Annotated in this window: 12 protein-coding genes and 2 pseudogenes; 9 read left to right on the forward strand and 5 right to left on the reverse strand. The window is 64.3% G+C overall.

Annotated features, from left to right (window positions below; translation table 11 throughout):
• A pseudogene (locus CA234_RS23115) lies at positions 1-189 on the forward strand (IS3 family transposase); the annotation flags it as partial.
• Positions 190-236: 47 nt separating this feature from the next.
• Positions 237-1,139: a transporter gene (locus CA234_RS23120; RefSeq protein WP_206431287.1), complete on the forward strand. Its 903-nt coding sequence runs from the start codon at positions 237-239 to the stop codon at positions 1,137-1,139.
• Positions 1,140-1,327: 188 nt separating this feature from the next.
• Here CA234_RS23120 and CA234_RS23125 read toward each other — a convergent pair whose 3' ends face one another.
• Positions 1,328-1,972, reverse strand: a complete 645-nt coding sequence (locus tag CA234_RS23125; RefSeq protein WP_164521921.1) for a TetR/AcrR family transcriptional regulator — start codon at positions 1,970-1,972, stop codon at positions 1,328-1,330.
• Between the two features lie 96 nt (positions 1,973-2,068).
• On the opposite strand from CA234_RS23125, the gene CA234_RS23130 reads away from it, so the two are divergent.
• From CA234_RS23130 to CA234_RS23150, 5 genes are all read left to right on the forward strand, one after another.
• A complete protein-coding gene (locus tag CA234_RS23130) occupies positions 2,069-3,694 on the forward strand; it encodes an ABC-F family ATP-binding cassette domain-containing protein (RefSeq protein WP_125978247.1) in 1,626 nt (541 codons plus the stop codon).
• A complete protein-coding gene (locus tag CA234_RS23135; protein ID WP_125978229.1) occupies positions 3,691-4,962 on the forward strand; it encodes an MFS transporter in 1,272 nt (423 codons plus the stop codon). Before CA234_RS23130 ends, CA234_RS23135 begins: the two co-directional genes overlap by 4 nt.
• Positions 4,963-5,131: 169 nt before the next feature.
• A complete protein-coding gene (locus tag CA234_RS23140; RefSeq protein WP_125978231.1) occupies positions 5,132-6,172 on the forward strand; it encodes an alpha/beta hydrolase in 1,041 nt (346 codons plus the stop codon).
• Positions 6,173-6,179: 7 nt separating this feature from the next.
• A complete protein-coding gene (locus CA234_RS23145; RefSeq protein ID WP_125978233.1) occupies positions 6,180-6,737 on the forward strand; it encodes a cytochrome P460 family protein in 558 nt (185 codons plus the stop codon).
• 46 nt (positions 6,738-6,783) lie between these two features.
• Positions 6,784-7,605: an oxidoreductase gene (locus CA234_RS23150; RefSeq protein ID WP_241213660.1), complete on the forward strand. Its 822-nt coding sequence runs from the start codon at positions 6,784-6,786 to the stop codon at positions 7,603-7,605.
• 89 nt (positions 7,606-7,694) lie between these two features.
• On the opposite strand, the gene CA234_RS23155 is transcribed toward CA234_RS23150, so the two are convergent.
• The 3 genes from CA234_RS23155 to CA234_RS23165 are packed head-to-tail and all read right to left on the reverse strand — an operon-like array spanning position 7,695 to position 10,187.
• The gene (locus tag CA234_RS23155) at positions 7,695-8,474 is read right to left on the reverse strand and encodes an alpha/beta hydrolase (protein ID WP_125978237.1); all 780 of its coding nucleotides are present in this window, start codon (positions 8,472-8,474) and stop codon (positions 7,695-7,697) included.
• 26 nt (positions 8,475-8,500) lie between these two features.
• The gene (locus CA234_RS23160; RefSeq protein ID WP_125978239.1) at positions 8,501-8,914 is read right to left on the reverse strand and encodes an organic hydroperoxide resistance protein; all 414 of its coding nucleotides are present in this window, start codon (positions 8,912-8,914) and stop codon (positions 8,501-8,503) included.
• 40 nt (positions 8,915-8,954) lie between these two features.
• A complete protein-coding gene (locus tag CA234_RS23165; RefSeq protein ID WP_342449857.1) occupies positions 8,955-10,187 on the reverse strand; it encodes an epoxide hydrolase family protein in 1,233 nt (410 codons plus the stop codon).
• A gap of 360 nt (positions 10,188-10,547) precedes the next feature.
• Between CA234_RS23165 and CA234_RS23170 the strand changes: the two genes are divergently transcribed.
• Positions 10,548-11,588, forward strand: a complete 1,041-nt coding sequence (locus tag CA234_RS23170; protein ID WP_241213661.1) for a thioredoxin-like domain-containing protein — start codon at positions 10,548-10,550, stop codon at positions 11,586-11,588.
• Positions 11,589-11,761: 173 nt separating this feature from the next.
• On the forward strand, positions 11,762-14,674 hold the full coding sequence (locus CA234_RS23175) for a winged helix-turn-helix domain-containing protein (protein ID WP_241213662.1): 2,913 nt from the start codon (positions 11,762-11,764) through the stop codon (positions 14,672-14,674).
• Between the two features lie 177 nt (positions 14,675-14,851).
• On the opposite strand, the pseudogene CA234_RS25090 reads toward CA234_RS23175, so the two are convergent.
• Positions 14,852-15,040: pseudogene (locus CA234_RS25090) on the reverse strand (hypothetical protein); the annotation flags it as partial.

Consider the following 15,040-nt stretch of genomic DNA (forward strand, 5'->3'; position numbering starts at 1 on the left):
CTGTACAAGGCTGAAGTCATCCATCGACGCGGCCCATGGCGCAGCTTCGAAGCCGTCGAATACGCCACCCTCGAATGGGTCGATTGGTTCAACCATCGCCGGCTCCTCGAGCCCATCGGCAACATCCTGCCTGCCGAAGCCGAAGCGAACTACTATGCTGCCGCTGAGCAGATCGTTATGGCGGCGTGACTCACATCTAATGGCCTCCGGCAAACCCGGCGCGGTTCATAGCGACTGTGAGCAAGCACAAAGCCGCGTTCGCGATCCTCCTAGCCGGTGGGCTGATCATGGTGTCGGAACCCGCCTTCGCTCAGGGCGCCAGGGACTGGGAGAATGTTCCAGTCGATACGAACATCCTGTTCCTCTACTACACCTATTCAAACACAGAGGCTTCGGTCGATCTTTCGCTACCCATCGAAGGCGTGTCTGTGGACGCGCATGTGCCCATAGCGCGCTATGCGCGTTCTTTCGGCATCGCTGGCCGAGCGGCGGCCGTCCAACTCATCGTACCCTACGGCTTCGTGACCGCACGTCTTGATGGCACAAACCTTCAGACCCACAGCGAGGGCCTGGGAGATGTGAACGCCGTTTTCGTCATGAACATCTCGGGCGCGCCTGCGCTGACGCGCCGGGAGTTCGCCGCTTGGCAGCCGTCAGCTTATCTCACGGGGTCAATCGGCGTGACGGCTCCGACTGGCGCCTATGATGCGGGGAGTCTTCTTAACATCGGCAAGAATCGCTGGATGCTGAAGCCCCAGGTCTCGTACGGGAAGTACCTCGGCCGGCGTGCGCTCTTTGCCGTGAATGGTAATGTCCAGTTGTTTACGGTCAACGACAAGTACCGAGGTGACGGCAGGCTGCAGCAAAGAGCCCTGGTCGGCGTCGACGGTCACATCAGTCACGACGTTGGCAATGGCGCTTGGCTGTCCTTAGACGCAGTTTATGCTCATGGTGGAACCACAAAATTCAACGGTGTCGCGCAGGACAACCGGCAACAGACGCTTAGACTGGGAGCCAGTGGGAGTGTCAGCCTGGACCCTGCGACAGCAATCAACGTCGGATTTACCCGTTCTGTGGCGAAGAAGGACTATACGCCTACGACAACCACATTCTCGTTCAATATAAGTAGGGTGTTTTAGAAATATTTTGAAGAAAATGGTTCGGTCTGCATCGTTGTCTTGGCTAAATTGGGTCATCAGCAGCTTTGCGCCACGTCTTCAAGCCGGATGAGCGACCTCTACCGACCAGATCCGGTCGTTCGATAGTCCAACCATGAACGGCAGCTTCTGAGAGAACTTGCCACGCGCCCGGCGTCAGCCGCTCGGCATCAGCGCTGTCGTTCAGCCCCCCGGTCGTCATCAAGGTCGTCGAACATCATGCGCCGAAAAATCTCCCATCGGCGCTCGAACCGCTGTTCGAGATGATCTCCCACGATACCGTCCCACTTAGCCCTGCTGGCCTCTCCGTCCAGGAGATCAACCAGAAGCTGACAAGCTTCATCGACACCATGTTTTTGCCAACGGGCAAGTTGAGCGACTTGCTCGATTGCATCAAGCATTGGCTTAAGGGCAGCCGCAGCCCATGCCCGCAATCGCTCCCGAAGATGTGCCGAGTTGGCTGCCTCGAGCGCAATCGCCGCGTAGAGCGCTGCGTATCCCGGCGAGGCGGAGAAAACGAAATACGTGCGCGCCATCGCCCGGAGCGACGCCAGCGGATCGGTTCCTTGTCCAGCGTCTTCAAGAGCAGCGATGAACCTGCCTACGTCTCGATCCACAACTGCCTCGAGCAAAGGAAGCTTGCCCGCATGGCGGTTGTAGACTGTGTGCTTCGACCACCCGAGCGTCGCGGCGACCTGATCGATGGACGTGCCGGCATACCCGCGCTCGGAGAACAATCGGCGTGCAGCGTCGAGCAACGCCTCGTCGCGCGCCGCAGCTTGCGCCTTGGTGGGCCGACCGCCAGCTTTCGTCACAGCAAGGTCTCCCTCCGACATTCGCATTGCATAGCATCGATCCTGCTATTATCTGCACGATACCGTGTCGTTTCAAGAATGTCGGAGGTCCTGTCCATGCCCTCGATTAGCGCATCGGCGCTCCATTGGGCGACCCCAGACGAACGGCCGGTCTTGACGGGGATCGACCTGCATCTGTCCTGCGAGCGCGTGGGCCTGGTCGGACGCAACGGCGTCGGCAAGTCGACCCTGCTCCACCTCCTGTCCGGGGATCTACGACCACGCTCTGGTACCCTCGTCGTCGATGGCCGCGTCCGCCTGATGCGGCAGGCGATCCGCACGTCGGCGACCGAGACCATTGCCGACCTGTTCGGGATCAGCGACGCATTGCGCATCCTGCGACGTGCCGAAGATGGAACCGCCGCCATCGATGAACTCGCCGATGCCGACTGGACGCTCGAGGAGCGGGTCCGCGGCGCGCTGTCGCGCGTCGACCTGGACGCCAGCGCTTCTACCACAGTCGCCTCGCTTTCGGGCGGGCAGCGCACCCGGGCCGCCCTTGCCGCGGCCATTTTCGATGCGCCCGACTTCCTCCTGCTCGACGAGCCGACGAACAATCTCGACCGCGCTGGCCGGAACGCCGTCCGCAGGCTCGTCGAAGGCTGGACCGCGGGTCTTTTGGTGGTGAGCCACGACCGTGCCCTTCTGGACGGCATGGACGCCATCATCGAGCTGACCACGCTGGGTGCGACGCGCTATGGCGGCAACTGGACCCGCTATCGCGAACGCAAGGCTGTAGAACTGGAGGCGGCGGAAGCGGATCTTGCGCATGCCCAAAAGCAGCAGACGGCGGCAAAGCGCAAAGCCCAAATGGCCATGGAGCGAAAGCTGCGCCGCGACGCAGCGGGATCACGGAAGGCTGCGCGAGGCGACATGCCCCGCATCCTTATGGGTGCGCGCAAGAATGCCGCCGAAGCAAGCGGCGGAAGCGGCAAACGCCTCACGGAAAGGCTCGTCGATGACGCCGCCGATGCGGTAGCGGCTGCGCGGGCGCGCATCGAGGTCCTGCAGGAACTGTCGGTCGTTCTGCCGCACACTGGGTTGCATGCGGAGCGTGCGGTGCTGGAGCTGCACGATGTATGCGCGGAGTACGAACCCGACCGTCCGCTGTTCCAGCACCTCGACATGCACATCGTGGGCCCCGAGCGCATCGCCATCACCGGCGTGAATGGCGCCGGCAAAAGCACGCTGCTGAAACTGATCGCGGGCGAGCAGCCGCCAACTGCCGGCCATGTGTGTCTCCAGGTTCCCAGCGCCGTCATAGACCAGCATGTGTCGTTCCTCGATCCGGCGGCATCGATCCTCGACAATTTTCGGCGCCTCAACCCGGATGCGGACGAAAATGCATGTCGCGCCGTGCTCGCGGGCTTTCTATTTCGCGCAGACGCCGCGCTTCAGATCGTCGGCACGCTTAGCGGCGGGCAGATGTTGCGGGCGGGGATAGCATGCCGCCTTGGCGGGCCCACGCCGCCACAGTTGCTGATCCTGGACGAACCTACCAACCACCTCGATCTCGACTCCATCCAAGCGATTGAAGATGCGCTCCACGCCTATGACGGTGCACTGCTTGTGGTCAGTCACGACGATACCTTCCTGGAGAAAATCTCCATCACCCGGCGGCTCGCGCTCGTACCCGGCGAGCGCGGCGCTGTCCTGAGGCAGTGGGACGAGGGAATCGCGTGACCGCCTCGCATTCGTATCGATCTGTCGATCCGCTCGCGCGCAAGGCATTTTGGACCACCTTCGCGGGGTTCAGCATTGATGCCATGAGCGTTCAGGTCGTTGCATTCCTCCTCCCCGCCCTTTCGTTCCTGTGGAGCATCTCGCCGACAAGGGCAGGGATGCTCGCTTCCGCGGCCCTGGCATCGGGGTCGATCGGCGGCTGGTTGGCGGGTTCGGTATCGGACCGGATTGGGCGCATCGCGGTGCTGCGCATCACCATCCTCTGGCTTGGCATATCGAGCGCGTTGTGCGGACTGGCGCAGACCTACGACCAGCTTCTCCTCGCCCGACTGGTCCAGGGCTTCGGCTTTGGGGCCGAGTGGAGCGTCGGCGTCGTGTTCATCAGCGAAATCGCGCCGCGAACTACCCGCGGCCGCACCCTCGGGAGTCTCCAGAGCGCCTGGGCCGTCGGGTGGGGGCTCGCAGCGGCCACGACGTCTATTGCCTTGGCGCTCGTGCCGCCGGCGATCGCCTGGCGGATCGTCTTATTCGTCGGGCTGTTGCCCGCCCTCGCGATTGCGGGCCTTCGAACGCGCATGATCGAGCCGCCGATCTTCCCGGCAGGCGATGCGCCTCTCCCCTGGTACCGCATCTTTGGCCGCGATGCGCGATGGAAGACGTTGAAAGGCTGTGCTTTGGCCACCGGCACCCACGGTGGATACTGGGCCATTGCCACGTGGTGGCCAACCATGCTGCGGCTCGAACGAGGCCTTTCCCCCCCCGCCACCACCCTGCATATGGCCGTCCTCGTCGGCGGCTCGTTCCTTGGCTATCTTCTCGCGGCGTGGCTCAGCGACAGAGTCGGCCGCCGGGCAACGCTCGTGAGTTTCGCAGCCGCCGGGGCGGTCGTGGCGCTGGCGGCAACGCAACTAAGCCTGTCGGACGCCGCACTGCTCCTGCTGACCGCGGCGCTCGGCCTGTTTGCGCTGGGGCTCTACAGCGCCCTCGGGCCCGTCTTGACCGAGTCCTATCCGACTGCCCTGCGCGGCTCGGGCCTGGGCTTCTGCTATAATATGGGTCGCGGCCTTGCGGGGGCCACGCCGGTCGCGGTCGGCACCAGTGTTGCCGCCCTCGGCTATGCCCACGCCATCGGCTTGTACGTCGCCATGTCCTATACCCTCGTCGTCCTCGCCACAGCAGCATTGCGAGAGACACGTGCGGTCGACCTCGTGCGAGTGGCTGAACTGGGCGGCGCTGAAAGGCCGAATACAATCTCTGCGCCACGATGATCCCGCTGCCGAGAGGTATCGCGTCGGTTGGTTCTCGTTAGCGCGCCGAAAGCGGTTGCGGCGAGGACTCGACAGAGGCGCTCGCACGGTATCACAACGCCTAACGGGCGCCCGCGAGAGATCGGGCGCATAGCCGGGCCTCCCCTCAGGATCGATGGAGGCATCCTTCATGAACGCCCATTCCGCAACCACCGACCTTCGTCGCCGGGACTTCGTGCAGGTCGCCGCGGCTGTTGCAGCAACGCTCGCCGCGGGCAGCACCGCCGCGCGGGCGACTGCCAGGATATTCGCACCAGCAGCAGCCACGTCGATGGTCCCCGTGCAGCAGGTCGATGCCGGCGTGCTCAACATCGGCTATGTCGACCTGGGCCCCCGAAACGGGCCGCCGATTCTGCTGCTCCACGGCTGGCCCTACGATATCCATGCGTTCGAGGCGGTGGCGCCATTGCTGGCGGCGAAGGGCCACCGTGTCATCGTGCCCCACTTGCGGGGTCATGGCACGACAACCTTCCTTTCCGCCGTCACCGTGCGCAATGCCCAGCAGGCGGCCCTCGCCGTGGACGGCCTCGCTTTGATGGACGCGCTCGGGATCAAGCGTGCCGTGGTGGCCGGGTTCGACTGGGGTGCGCGCACGGCGGATATCATGGCCGCGCTGTGGCCGGAGCGCTGCACCGCGCTTGTTTCGGTAAGCGGCTATCTGATCGGCAGCCAGGCTGCCAACGCCAAACCGCTGCCGCCGGCCGCGGAACTCCAGTGGTGGTATCAATTCTATTTCGCAACGGAGCGGGGAAAGCTGGGCTACGCAGCCAATACCGCCGCGTTCAACAAGCAGATCTGGCAGTTGGCCTCTCCGCAATGGAAGTTCGACGATGCCACCTTCGCGAGGTCGGCCGCTTCCTTCGCCAACCCTGACCATGTGGCGATCGTCATCCACAACTATCGCTGGCGGCTGGGGCTTGCGGAAGGCGAAGCCAGATACGACGCTCTCGAAGCAAAGCTCGCAGCCGCTCCGCCAATCGCCATTCCGACCATCACGATGGAAGGCGACGCCAACGGTGCACCCCACCCGGACCCCTCTGCCTATCGGGCTCGTTTCACGGGGCGGTACGAACACCGGCTGGTCTCGGGCGGTATTGGCCACAATCTTCCGCAGGAAGCGCCCGAGGCTTTTGCCAAGGCAGTGCTCGATGCCTTCGCGATGGCGGGATGAGAAGCAGATGATATGCCGCAAGCAACCGACGTTCCATCAGGTCTGCCTGGGCGCCCTGGCCTTGTCTACCGCAGCCTTCGGCCTCTGTGCAGTCTCGGCGGCGCGCTCAAGGCAGGATGCGGGACCGTCTCTCTCCGTGGTGAATCTGCCGAGCGGCTATCGCGACTGGAAGTTGATCAGCGTGGCGCAGGAGAGGGGCAAGAACAACGACATTCGAGCTATTCTGGGCAACGATGTCGCCGTACGCGCCTTTCGCAGCGGAAGGCGGCCCTTTCCCGACGGCGCCGTTCTGGTGCGGCTGGCATGGCGCTATCAGTCTTCACCGCAGAACGACAAGGTCTTCCCCGCGCCGCAGTCCTTCGTCGCTGGCACGCCGACCAACGTGCAGATCAGCGTGAAGGACGCCAAGCGCTACGCAGCCACAGGCGGCTGGGGATATGGCCAGTTCGAAGGCGGCCGCCCCTCGGTGGACGCATCCATCCCGCGTTCCTGCTTTGAATGCCATCAAAAGCTCCGGACACTCGATCCGGCGGCCGATCTCGTCTTCACCCACTATGCCGAATGAGTGCGGGTCGCGCGGGCATAGAAGCAAGCTAGTTCAGGAGGTTCTCATGCGTACTTGGCTCATCACCGGCTGTTCCCGCGGCCTGGGTCGAGCATTGGCCGAAGCCGTGATCGATGCCGGAGATCGGCTCGTGGCGACGGCACGAAGCGTCGCGGCGCTCGATGACCTGGTGGATCGCGGCGGCGACAACATTCTGGCGCTGCCGCTCGATGTCACGGATCCCGCTGCGGCGGGGAACGTCGTGGACGCCGCAAGGGAACGCTTCGGGCGGCTCGATCTGCTCGTGAACAATGCGGGCTACGGCAATGTCGCACCGATCGAGGACACGTCGATTGATGACTTCCGCGCTCAAATCGAGACGAACCTGTTCGGCACGATCTTCATGAGCAAGGCAGCGATCCCCCACTTCCGCGCGCAAGGAAGCGGGCATTTCATCCAGTTTTCCTCCATCGGCGGGCGCGCTGGTGCAACGGGGCGTGCGCCCTATTCCGCCGCGAAATTCGGCGTGGAGGGCTTCTCGGAGGTCCTTGCGATCGAAATGGCGCCGTTCGGCGTCCATGTCACGATCGTCGAGCCGGGTGGCTTCCGCACCGACTTCGCAGGCCTATCGACCCAGATCGTCGCGGGCAATCCAGCCTATGCCGAAACGGTCGGTCGCACCGCGGAAATGCAACGCGCCTATGACGGCAAACAGCCCGGCAGCCCTGAAAAGGCGGCACAGGCCATTCTGACGCTGGCGGACGCGTCGCAGCCGCCGATACGGCTGGTGCTCGGATCCGATGCCTATGCGCGCGCCGAGCAGATCGACGAGGCGCGGCTGGCGGAGCTCCGAGCCTGGCGTGCACTGAGCACTTCGACGGACTTCTAGGGAGGTGAGCGGGCCTGCGCCGGCACCGCGCCGGTGATGCCGCCGCGACAAGGTCTTGGTGCCCGTGCAGAACACGGGCACCATGTGCGTCAATGGGCAGTCGCCGCCTGCTCGATCAGGCGGGCGACCTCCGGCGCATGAGACACCATCACGACGTGGGACGCGCCCTTGACGACCACAGCAGCGCGTGCGTGCGCCCGCTGCGCCATGAACGCCATCGCGGCAGGCGGGATGTTCCTGTCCTGGTCGCCGTAGATGAACCACGAGGGCAGCGCCTTCCACGCTGGTGCCGTTGAGGCTTCCGAGAGCGCAGCCTGTGCGATTGGGCGCTGGCCGGCAGCCATCAGCGCCGCAGCGCTTGCAGGCACGTCGGCGGCGAATTGATCGTGAAACCGGGCTTGCAGGATGTAGAGATCCTTGCCGCCCCCCGTGAGATTCACGGGCGGCGCGAGCGTCGGGCTTAGCGTGCTGCCGGGGAACTTGCTGGTAAGCGCCAGCGCTGTTTCGCCCTCGTCCGGCGCGAACGCCGCCACGAAGACGAGCGCCTTCACGTTCGATCGGCCTTCACCCGCCTCGCTGATCACCGATCCTCCATAGGAATGGCCGACAAGCACGACCGGGCCGTCGATGCTCTTGAGGAGGTCCGCCACCACATCGGCATCCGCTCGAACGCCGCGCAGCGGGTTCGGTGCTGCGATGACCTTGTACCCGTCGCGCTCCAGGATCGGGATAACGCCGTTCCAGCTGGACGAGTCGGCAAACGCGCCATGTACGAGAACAATCGTAGGCTTTGTGTCTTGAGCCTGCGCCAACGGGGCGAGCAGGCCCGCCGCCGCAAGCGCCAGTGCGCCGCGAAGTAAGTTGCGCATCGTTGATCTCCTGGTGTTGCTGCCGATCAGGCCAACGCCACGACGGCGTCGATATTGCCTTTGATGGCTTTGGAATAGGGGCAGGTGCGATGCGCGGCCTCAATCAGCTGCCGCGCCGTCTCCCGTTCTACTCCGGGAACATGGACGTTAAGACGCGCTGCCAGCGCAAAGCCGTCTTCGCCGTGTCGCAGTTCGACTTCGGCGTCGATCGCGAGATCGGCCGGCAGGGAAACGCCCTTGGCCTTGGCCGCGATCGCCATCGCGCCCTCGAAACAGGCGGACCAGCCGGCAGCGAACAGCTGTTCGGGGTTCGTGCCTTGCCCCGGGCTTCCCGGAGTTGCCAGCTTGAGCGCCAGGCGACCGTCGTCGCTGGTGGCACTGCCCTCGCGGCCCCCGGTTACGTGCACCTTCGCGGTGTAGAGAGTCTTGGCATCAGACATGCTGTCTTCCTTTCTTGGTCAGTGGCAAAGAGGCGGAGGATCAGCGCAGCGGGCGAAAGGCGGCGCGGACTTCCTCGGCAAAGACCAGCGGCTTCTCCCACGCGGCAAAGTGACCGCCATCGGGCGCTTCGTTGAAGTAGAAGAGGTTGCTGTAGCAGCGCGTCGCCCAGCTCTTCGGCGCACGGAAGATCTCTCCCGGGAAGACCGAGACGGCGACCGGCAGGTCGATCACGCCGCGCGCGTTGAAATTGTTGCTGTGATCTTCCCAGTAAATCCGGGCGGCAGACGCACCGGTACGGGTCAACCAGTAGAGTGAAAGGTCGTCCAGGATCGCATCGCGCCCCAGCACGCGCTCGGGGGCGCCCGCCGGATAGGCCCATTGCGCGATCTTCTCATACATCCACGCCGCCATGCCGACCGGCGAGTCCACCAGCGCGTAGCCGATCGTCTGCGGCCGAGTGTTCATCATCGCCGCATAAGCCGCATTGTCGCGGTTGAAGGCTTCGAGCTGATCGAAGGCGCCCCGTTCCTTTGCCGTAAGGTTCGTCGGCGCCGGGTCCCCCGCAGCCAGGATCTTCGCAATGTCAGCGGGCACGACCGCGGGCATGTTCAGGTGGATGCCGATCAGGCCCGGCACGTGCTGGAGCGCCATACGCTGCGAAATAACCGAACCGCAGTCGCCGCCTTGGCTGACGTAGCGGTTATACCCGAGCCGGCGCATCAACACCGACCAGGCGCGGCCGATATGATCCGAACCCCAACCGACGGTCGTCGGCTTCTCCGAAAAGCCGAAGCCTGGAATCGACGGGATGACGAGATGGAAGGCATCTTCCGCCTTGCCGCCATGGGCGGTCGGATCGGTCAGCGGGCCGATCACCCGCAGGAACTCGAGGATCGAGCCCGGCCAGCCATGCGTCAGGATCATCGGCATGGCGTTTTCCTGCTTCGAGCGGACGTGCAGGAAATGGATGTCCAGACCGTCGATTTCGGTCATGAACGTCGGCAGCGCATTCAGCTGTGCCTCCACCTTTCGCCAGTCATATCCGGTCGCCCAGTATCGGAGGAGCGGCTCGAGGGTCTGCCGCCGCAGGCCCTCGCTGTCATCGGAAGCGGGCTGCGCGTCCGCCCAGCGAGTGTCGAGGATGCGTTGCTTCATTGCTGCGATGTCCGCTGTCGGAACCGAGATCCTGAACGGACGGATGGTCGAGCCCGCCTGCTTGCGCGCCGCTGCCGGAATGGCGCTCAACGCCGCTGCGAGCGCCGTGCCGACCACAAATTGTCGGCGGGATGGGGGTAGGTCTGCACGCACCGGGCGTCTCCTCAGTCTGGCTGCAATTGCCCGGACGATAGAGCCGCTGCCGAAAGAGGCGCGTTAGGTAGAATGATGTGGCGTTAGCGTGCGCGAGCCGCAGCCCATTCGCGATGCGATCCCGCGCTCGGGGCGACCCGCTTTCACCAACTAACGGCGGGGCGCGCCCGACTAACGTGACCATTCCGGCAAGTACGCTACCTAAGTGCCCGGCCGATCGGCACCCCCGGTCCTCCTCCGAAGGCTTGCACCATGATCAGAACGCGCTCCCTAGGCTTCATCGGCGTTGCCATCCTCGCCGGCAGCGCAACGACCGCAATCTGCTTGGGCGAGGCCGTGGGTCTGGTTCCGGCCCGATCCACACCTTTCGCGCGCAGGGCGATTTCCCCCACGCCGCCCCAACCGACCGGGAGGCTCGACCAAGTGCTCAGCAGCGCCAAGCCGTGGCTCACGCCGGTCAGCGGTCGTCCGCCCTCGCTCCGCGGGAAGGTCATTCTGGTGAACTTCTGGACCTATTCGTGCATCAATTCCTTGCGGGCGCTGCCGTATCTGAAGGCGTGGCAGACGCAATATGGCGGCAAGGGCCTGGTCGTGGTGGGGGTACATGCCCCGGAGTTTGCGTTCGAGCATGATCCAGCAAATGTGCGGCTCGCACTGCGCCAGCTGGGCGTTCGTTATCCGACGGTCCAGGATAATGACTTCGCCCTTTGGCGGGATTTCGGAAATGAAGGGTGGCCGGGCTTCTACATCCTCGACGCGGAGGGTCGTGTACGCGGTTATCGCGTCGGCGAGGGGAATTATGCCGATACCGAGCAACTGATCCGCAAGCTGCTGGCGGAGGCTGGACAGGATATCGCTACGCTTCCCCTTGCGCCGATTCGCCCGACGGGAATCGAGGCGCAGGCGGACTGGAAGGACCTCGCTTCTCCCGAATCATATCTCGGCTACGCCAAGGCTGCGGCGTTCGGCTCTCCAGGCGGCATCCAAAGGGATCGACCAGCACGCTATGCGCCAGCGGCGGACCTGGGACTGAATAGCTGGGACTTCGCCGGCACCTGGACGATCGGCAGCGAGTTCGCGACGCTTGGCAGCACGGGCAGCGTGCGTTTTCACTTCCGTGCGCGCGACGCGCATCTGGTTCTTGGCGGCAGCCCGGACGGCAAGCCGGTCGCCTTCCGCATCACGATAGATGGCGAGGCGCCGGGCGCCGACCATGGCGTCGACGTAGACGCGCAGGGGCGGGGGCAAGTGGTGGAGGACAGGCTCTACCAACTGGTTCGCCAGGCAGGGCCCGTTCGCGACCGCACGATCCGCATTACCTTCGATCGGCCGGGCATCCGCGCCTATGTCTTCACCTTCGGTTGAGATTCGCGGCGATCAATCAGAAATGATGGAACGGTGGTTCAAGAACGAGCGGGGCTGTATTATCCTGCCGGCATGAAGTGCGTGAAGGCCGGTTTAGAGAGTTTCTGCATGCCGCGCTTTGCCTTGCGGGAGACGGGAGGATGCGCCGGGCAACCAGCTGACTTCCGCGAGTGGTGGCAGGTTTCATGACAAGTGTTTCGGAAGCCGGCCACGAGCGGCTGTACTTTGGGCCCTTCATGCTTTCGCCGCGAGAACGCTTGCTGACGCGTGATGGCTTGCCGGTGGAAATCGGCGGACGTTCGTTCGATCTGCTCGTCGTACTGACGGAGCAGCCGGGGCGTGTCTTGTCCAAGCGAGAGTTGCTCAAACGCGTGTGGTCCGACGTCGTCGTCGAGGACGGCAGCGTCCGCTTCCATATGGCAGGTCTTCGCAAGTTGCTGGGCGACGGTGTGGATGGGGCCCGCTATATCGCGACGCAGGTCGGTGTCGGCTACGCATTCGTGGCGCCGGTAGAGCGAGAGGTCCGCTCGGAGTCGATTGCTGTCGACGAACTTGGCCTGCATCCCCGCGTCGGCCAGCCGGCGCCGGCTGCGCCGAACAATCTTCCCCCGCCCCTCGCGCATCTGATCGGGCGAGAGCACGATATCGAGCTGCTCGAGGCGCGTATCGCGACGACCCAGCTGTTCACCATCGTGGGTGCCGGCGGGGTCGGTAAGACGTCGGTGGCGTTGGCGATCGGCCACCGGCTGGCGGCTTCGTTCCGGAACCGCCTTGCCTTTGTCGACCTCGCCATGCTGGAGAATCCTTCTCTCGTACCTTCCATGGTCGCCGGCGCAATGGGCCTGCAGGTTCAGAGTGACGATCCCTTCGCGGTCATCCTCGGGCACCTTGGCAGTGCGCCCTTCTTGCTGATCCTCGACAATTGCGAACACGTCATCGAACCCGCTGCCCGGCTGGTCGAGCGTCTTCTCGGAAGCGCACCGCATGTCCGGGTGCTTGCCACATCGCGAGAACCGCTGCGCATCCGCGGGGAGAACGTGCACCGCCTCGATGCACTTGGCTTTCCCGAGGCGCTGGCCGGGCTCCTGCACCATGAACTGCTGGCCTTCCCCGCCGTACAGCTGTTCTGCGAGCGCGCTGGTGCGGCGGACAGCACCCTTACGATCGACGACGAGTCGCTGCGGCTCATCGGGGAGATGTGCGGCCGGCTGGGTGGCATGGCGCTTCCCATCGAGCTGGCCGCTGTTCGCGCGGCCACCCACGGGATCGCGGCAACAGCCAGGCAGCTGGGCGAGCGCTTCAGCCTGGCCTGGCCTGGCCGACGGACCGCGCTTCCTCGCCAGCAGACGCTGCAGGCCACCCTGGACTGGAGCTACGACCTGCTCACGGCGGTGGAGCAGCAAGTTCTCGCGCGCCTCTCGGTGTTCGTGGGCCCATTTTCCTTGGACGCGGCGCTCGCGGTGATTGCGGACGAGGATATCAGCGGGGATCAGGTCGTCGAGGCCGTCGAAGCGCTTGCTGCCAAGTCGCTGATCGCGCCGAGTCGCATCCGTGATGCCGGAACCTACCGCTTGCTGGAAATGACACGCGCTCATGCGCGGCAAAAGCTCCTTGCCTTGGGCGCGGCACCGTTCAACGCGGTGGCCAGGCGTCACGCGGCCTTCTTCCTGTCCGAACTCGAGGCGGCTGCCGGACAGGGGGAGCTGGACGGCGACGACCGCCAGCTTCGTCAGCAGCTTGGCAACATCCGCAGTGCCCTTGGGTGGAGCTTTGGCTCTACGGGCGACAGCCGCCTCGCGGTTCGACTTGCAGCCGCGAGCGCGCCGGTCTTCCTCACCTTCTCGCATCTGATCGAATGCCGTACCTGGTGCGAACATGCGGTCGACGCGCTCGACGACATGCACCGAGGCGCTGCGATCGAGCTTGAACTACAGGGGGCACTCGGCATCGCCTTGATGTTCACCCGCGGAAACAGCGACTCGGCGGGCGGCGCCCTCACCCGCGCGCTGACAATCGCTACGGCGTTGGATGATCGATGGAACCAGCTGCGGATGCTGGGCCGCCTCCACATTTTCCACGAGCGGATCGGCGAATATGCGGTGGCGATGGGATATGCCCGCCGTGCCGTGACCATCGCGGAAGAACTTGGGAAAGACGAAGCGATTGGCCTAGCCTACTCGCTGTCGGGCATTTCCCACCATCTCGCCGGAGACCAGGCCCGTGCCCGGTACGAGCTGGAGATGTCGCTTGCCCGGAGCCCGCAGTCGGTGCGCAGCCGGACAATTCATTATGGTTTCGATCATCGGAACAGGTCCATGATCGCGCTTGCCCGGGTATTGTGGCTGGCGGGCGATGCAACGCAGGCCGAGGAGATGGCGCGCCAAGCGGTTCGCATCGCCTCCAGGCTGGATTATCCCGTCACGCAATGCATCGCGTTAATCTGGTCGTTTGCCGTTCATAGTTGGATGGAGGACGTTGACGCGGCCAAGGCAGACCTGGACGCATTCGCGCATTGCGCCGAGAGCAACGCATTGGCGCCCTATGTGGCGGCCGCAGCCGGTTTCCGCGGAGAGCTCGCTCTTTTGGAGGGACGCCCCGGCGGCACCATCGAGCTGCTGGAGGACAGCCTGGCTCGCCTGCGCGCTGCGCGGTACGAGCTGTTGACGACGCCGTTCTCGATCGCGCTTGCCCGAGCACTGCTGATCGACAATCGCGTTCGGGAAGCGGATCAACTCATCGACAACACCATGGGACGCTGCGACGCGAACGGCGAACGCTTCGCCATGCCCGAGCTCTTGCGAACCAAGGCGGCCGTCTTGCGCCTGCAGGGCCGCACAGATGCAGCTATCGACTTGCTGAAGCAGGCTGCAGCCTTGGCGACGGAGCAAAGTGCGCTAGCTTGGAAGATCAGGGCGGTCGTGGATCTTGTGCCCGTGCTGCAGGGAGCCGATCGCGCCGACGAAATCGCCGATTTGCTCGCCGGCATTTTCGAAGAAGCCGAAATCGCACAAGCCCCTGGAGCATGTTCAAAGCTTCGTCAGCTGGCCATGTCCTCACCCGATCTTGCCGAAGCTGTTAGCCATTGACGCTGGGCCCTGGCGACGAAGCCAGGACGGTTCGCTGGCGCCGCCCGAGCCATTTGGCTGATTGGATGCCAGCACTTCAGCTTCCGTCAGAAGGTGCCCGTCAATATTTCGCGTGCGAGCGATGGTGAGTCTCGAGCGCCCGTATCCGGCTCCCACCGGGAACGGGCGCCGTCGGGTTCAGATCTCGGTATTCTCGGCGAGGGCGAGCGCGTCCTCCACGTCGATTCCAAGGTAGCGCACCGTGACCTGCTCCCCGTTTTCAGGCCGCCGATAAGTTAGCTTCGGTGTCCCTATGCCCTTGGCGGGGGCGGCTCGTAAACTCGGCGGGTGCCAATCCGCCAAGGCTGCTGTGTGGACGCACGGTGT

Origin of the sequence: Sphingomonas sp. ABOLE (assembly GCF_003950455.1) — a bacterium.
GTDB classification, from domain to species: Bacteria; Pseudomonadota; Alphaproteobacteria; order Sphingomonadales; family Sphingomonadaceae; genus Sphingomonas; species Sphingomonas trueperi.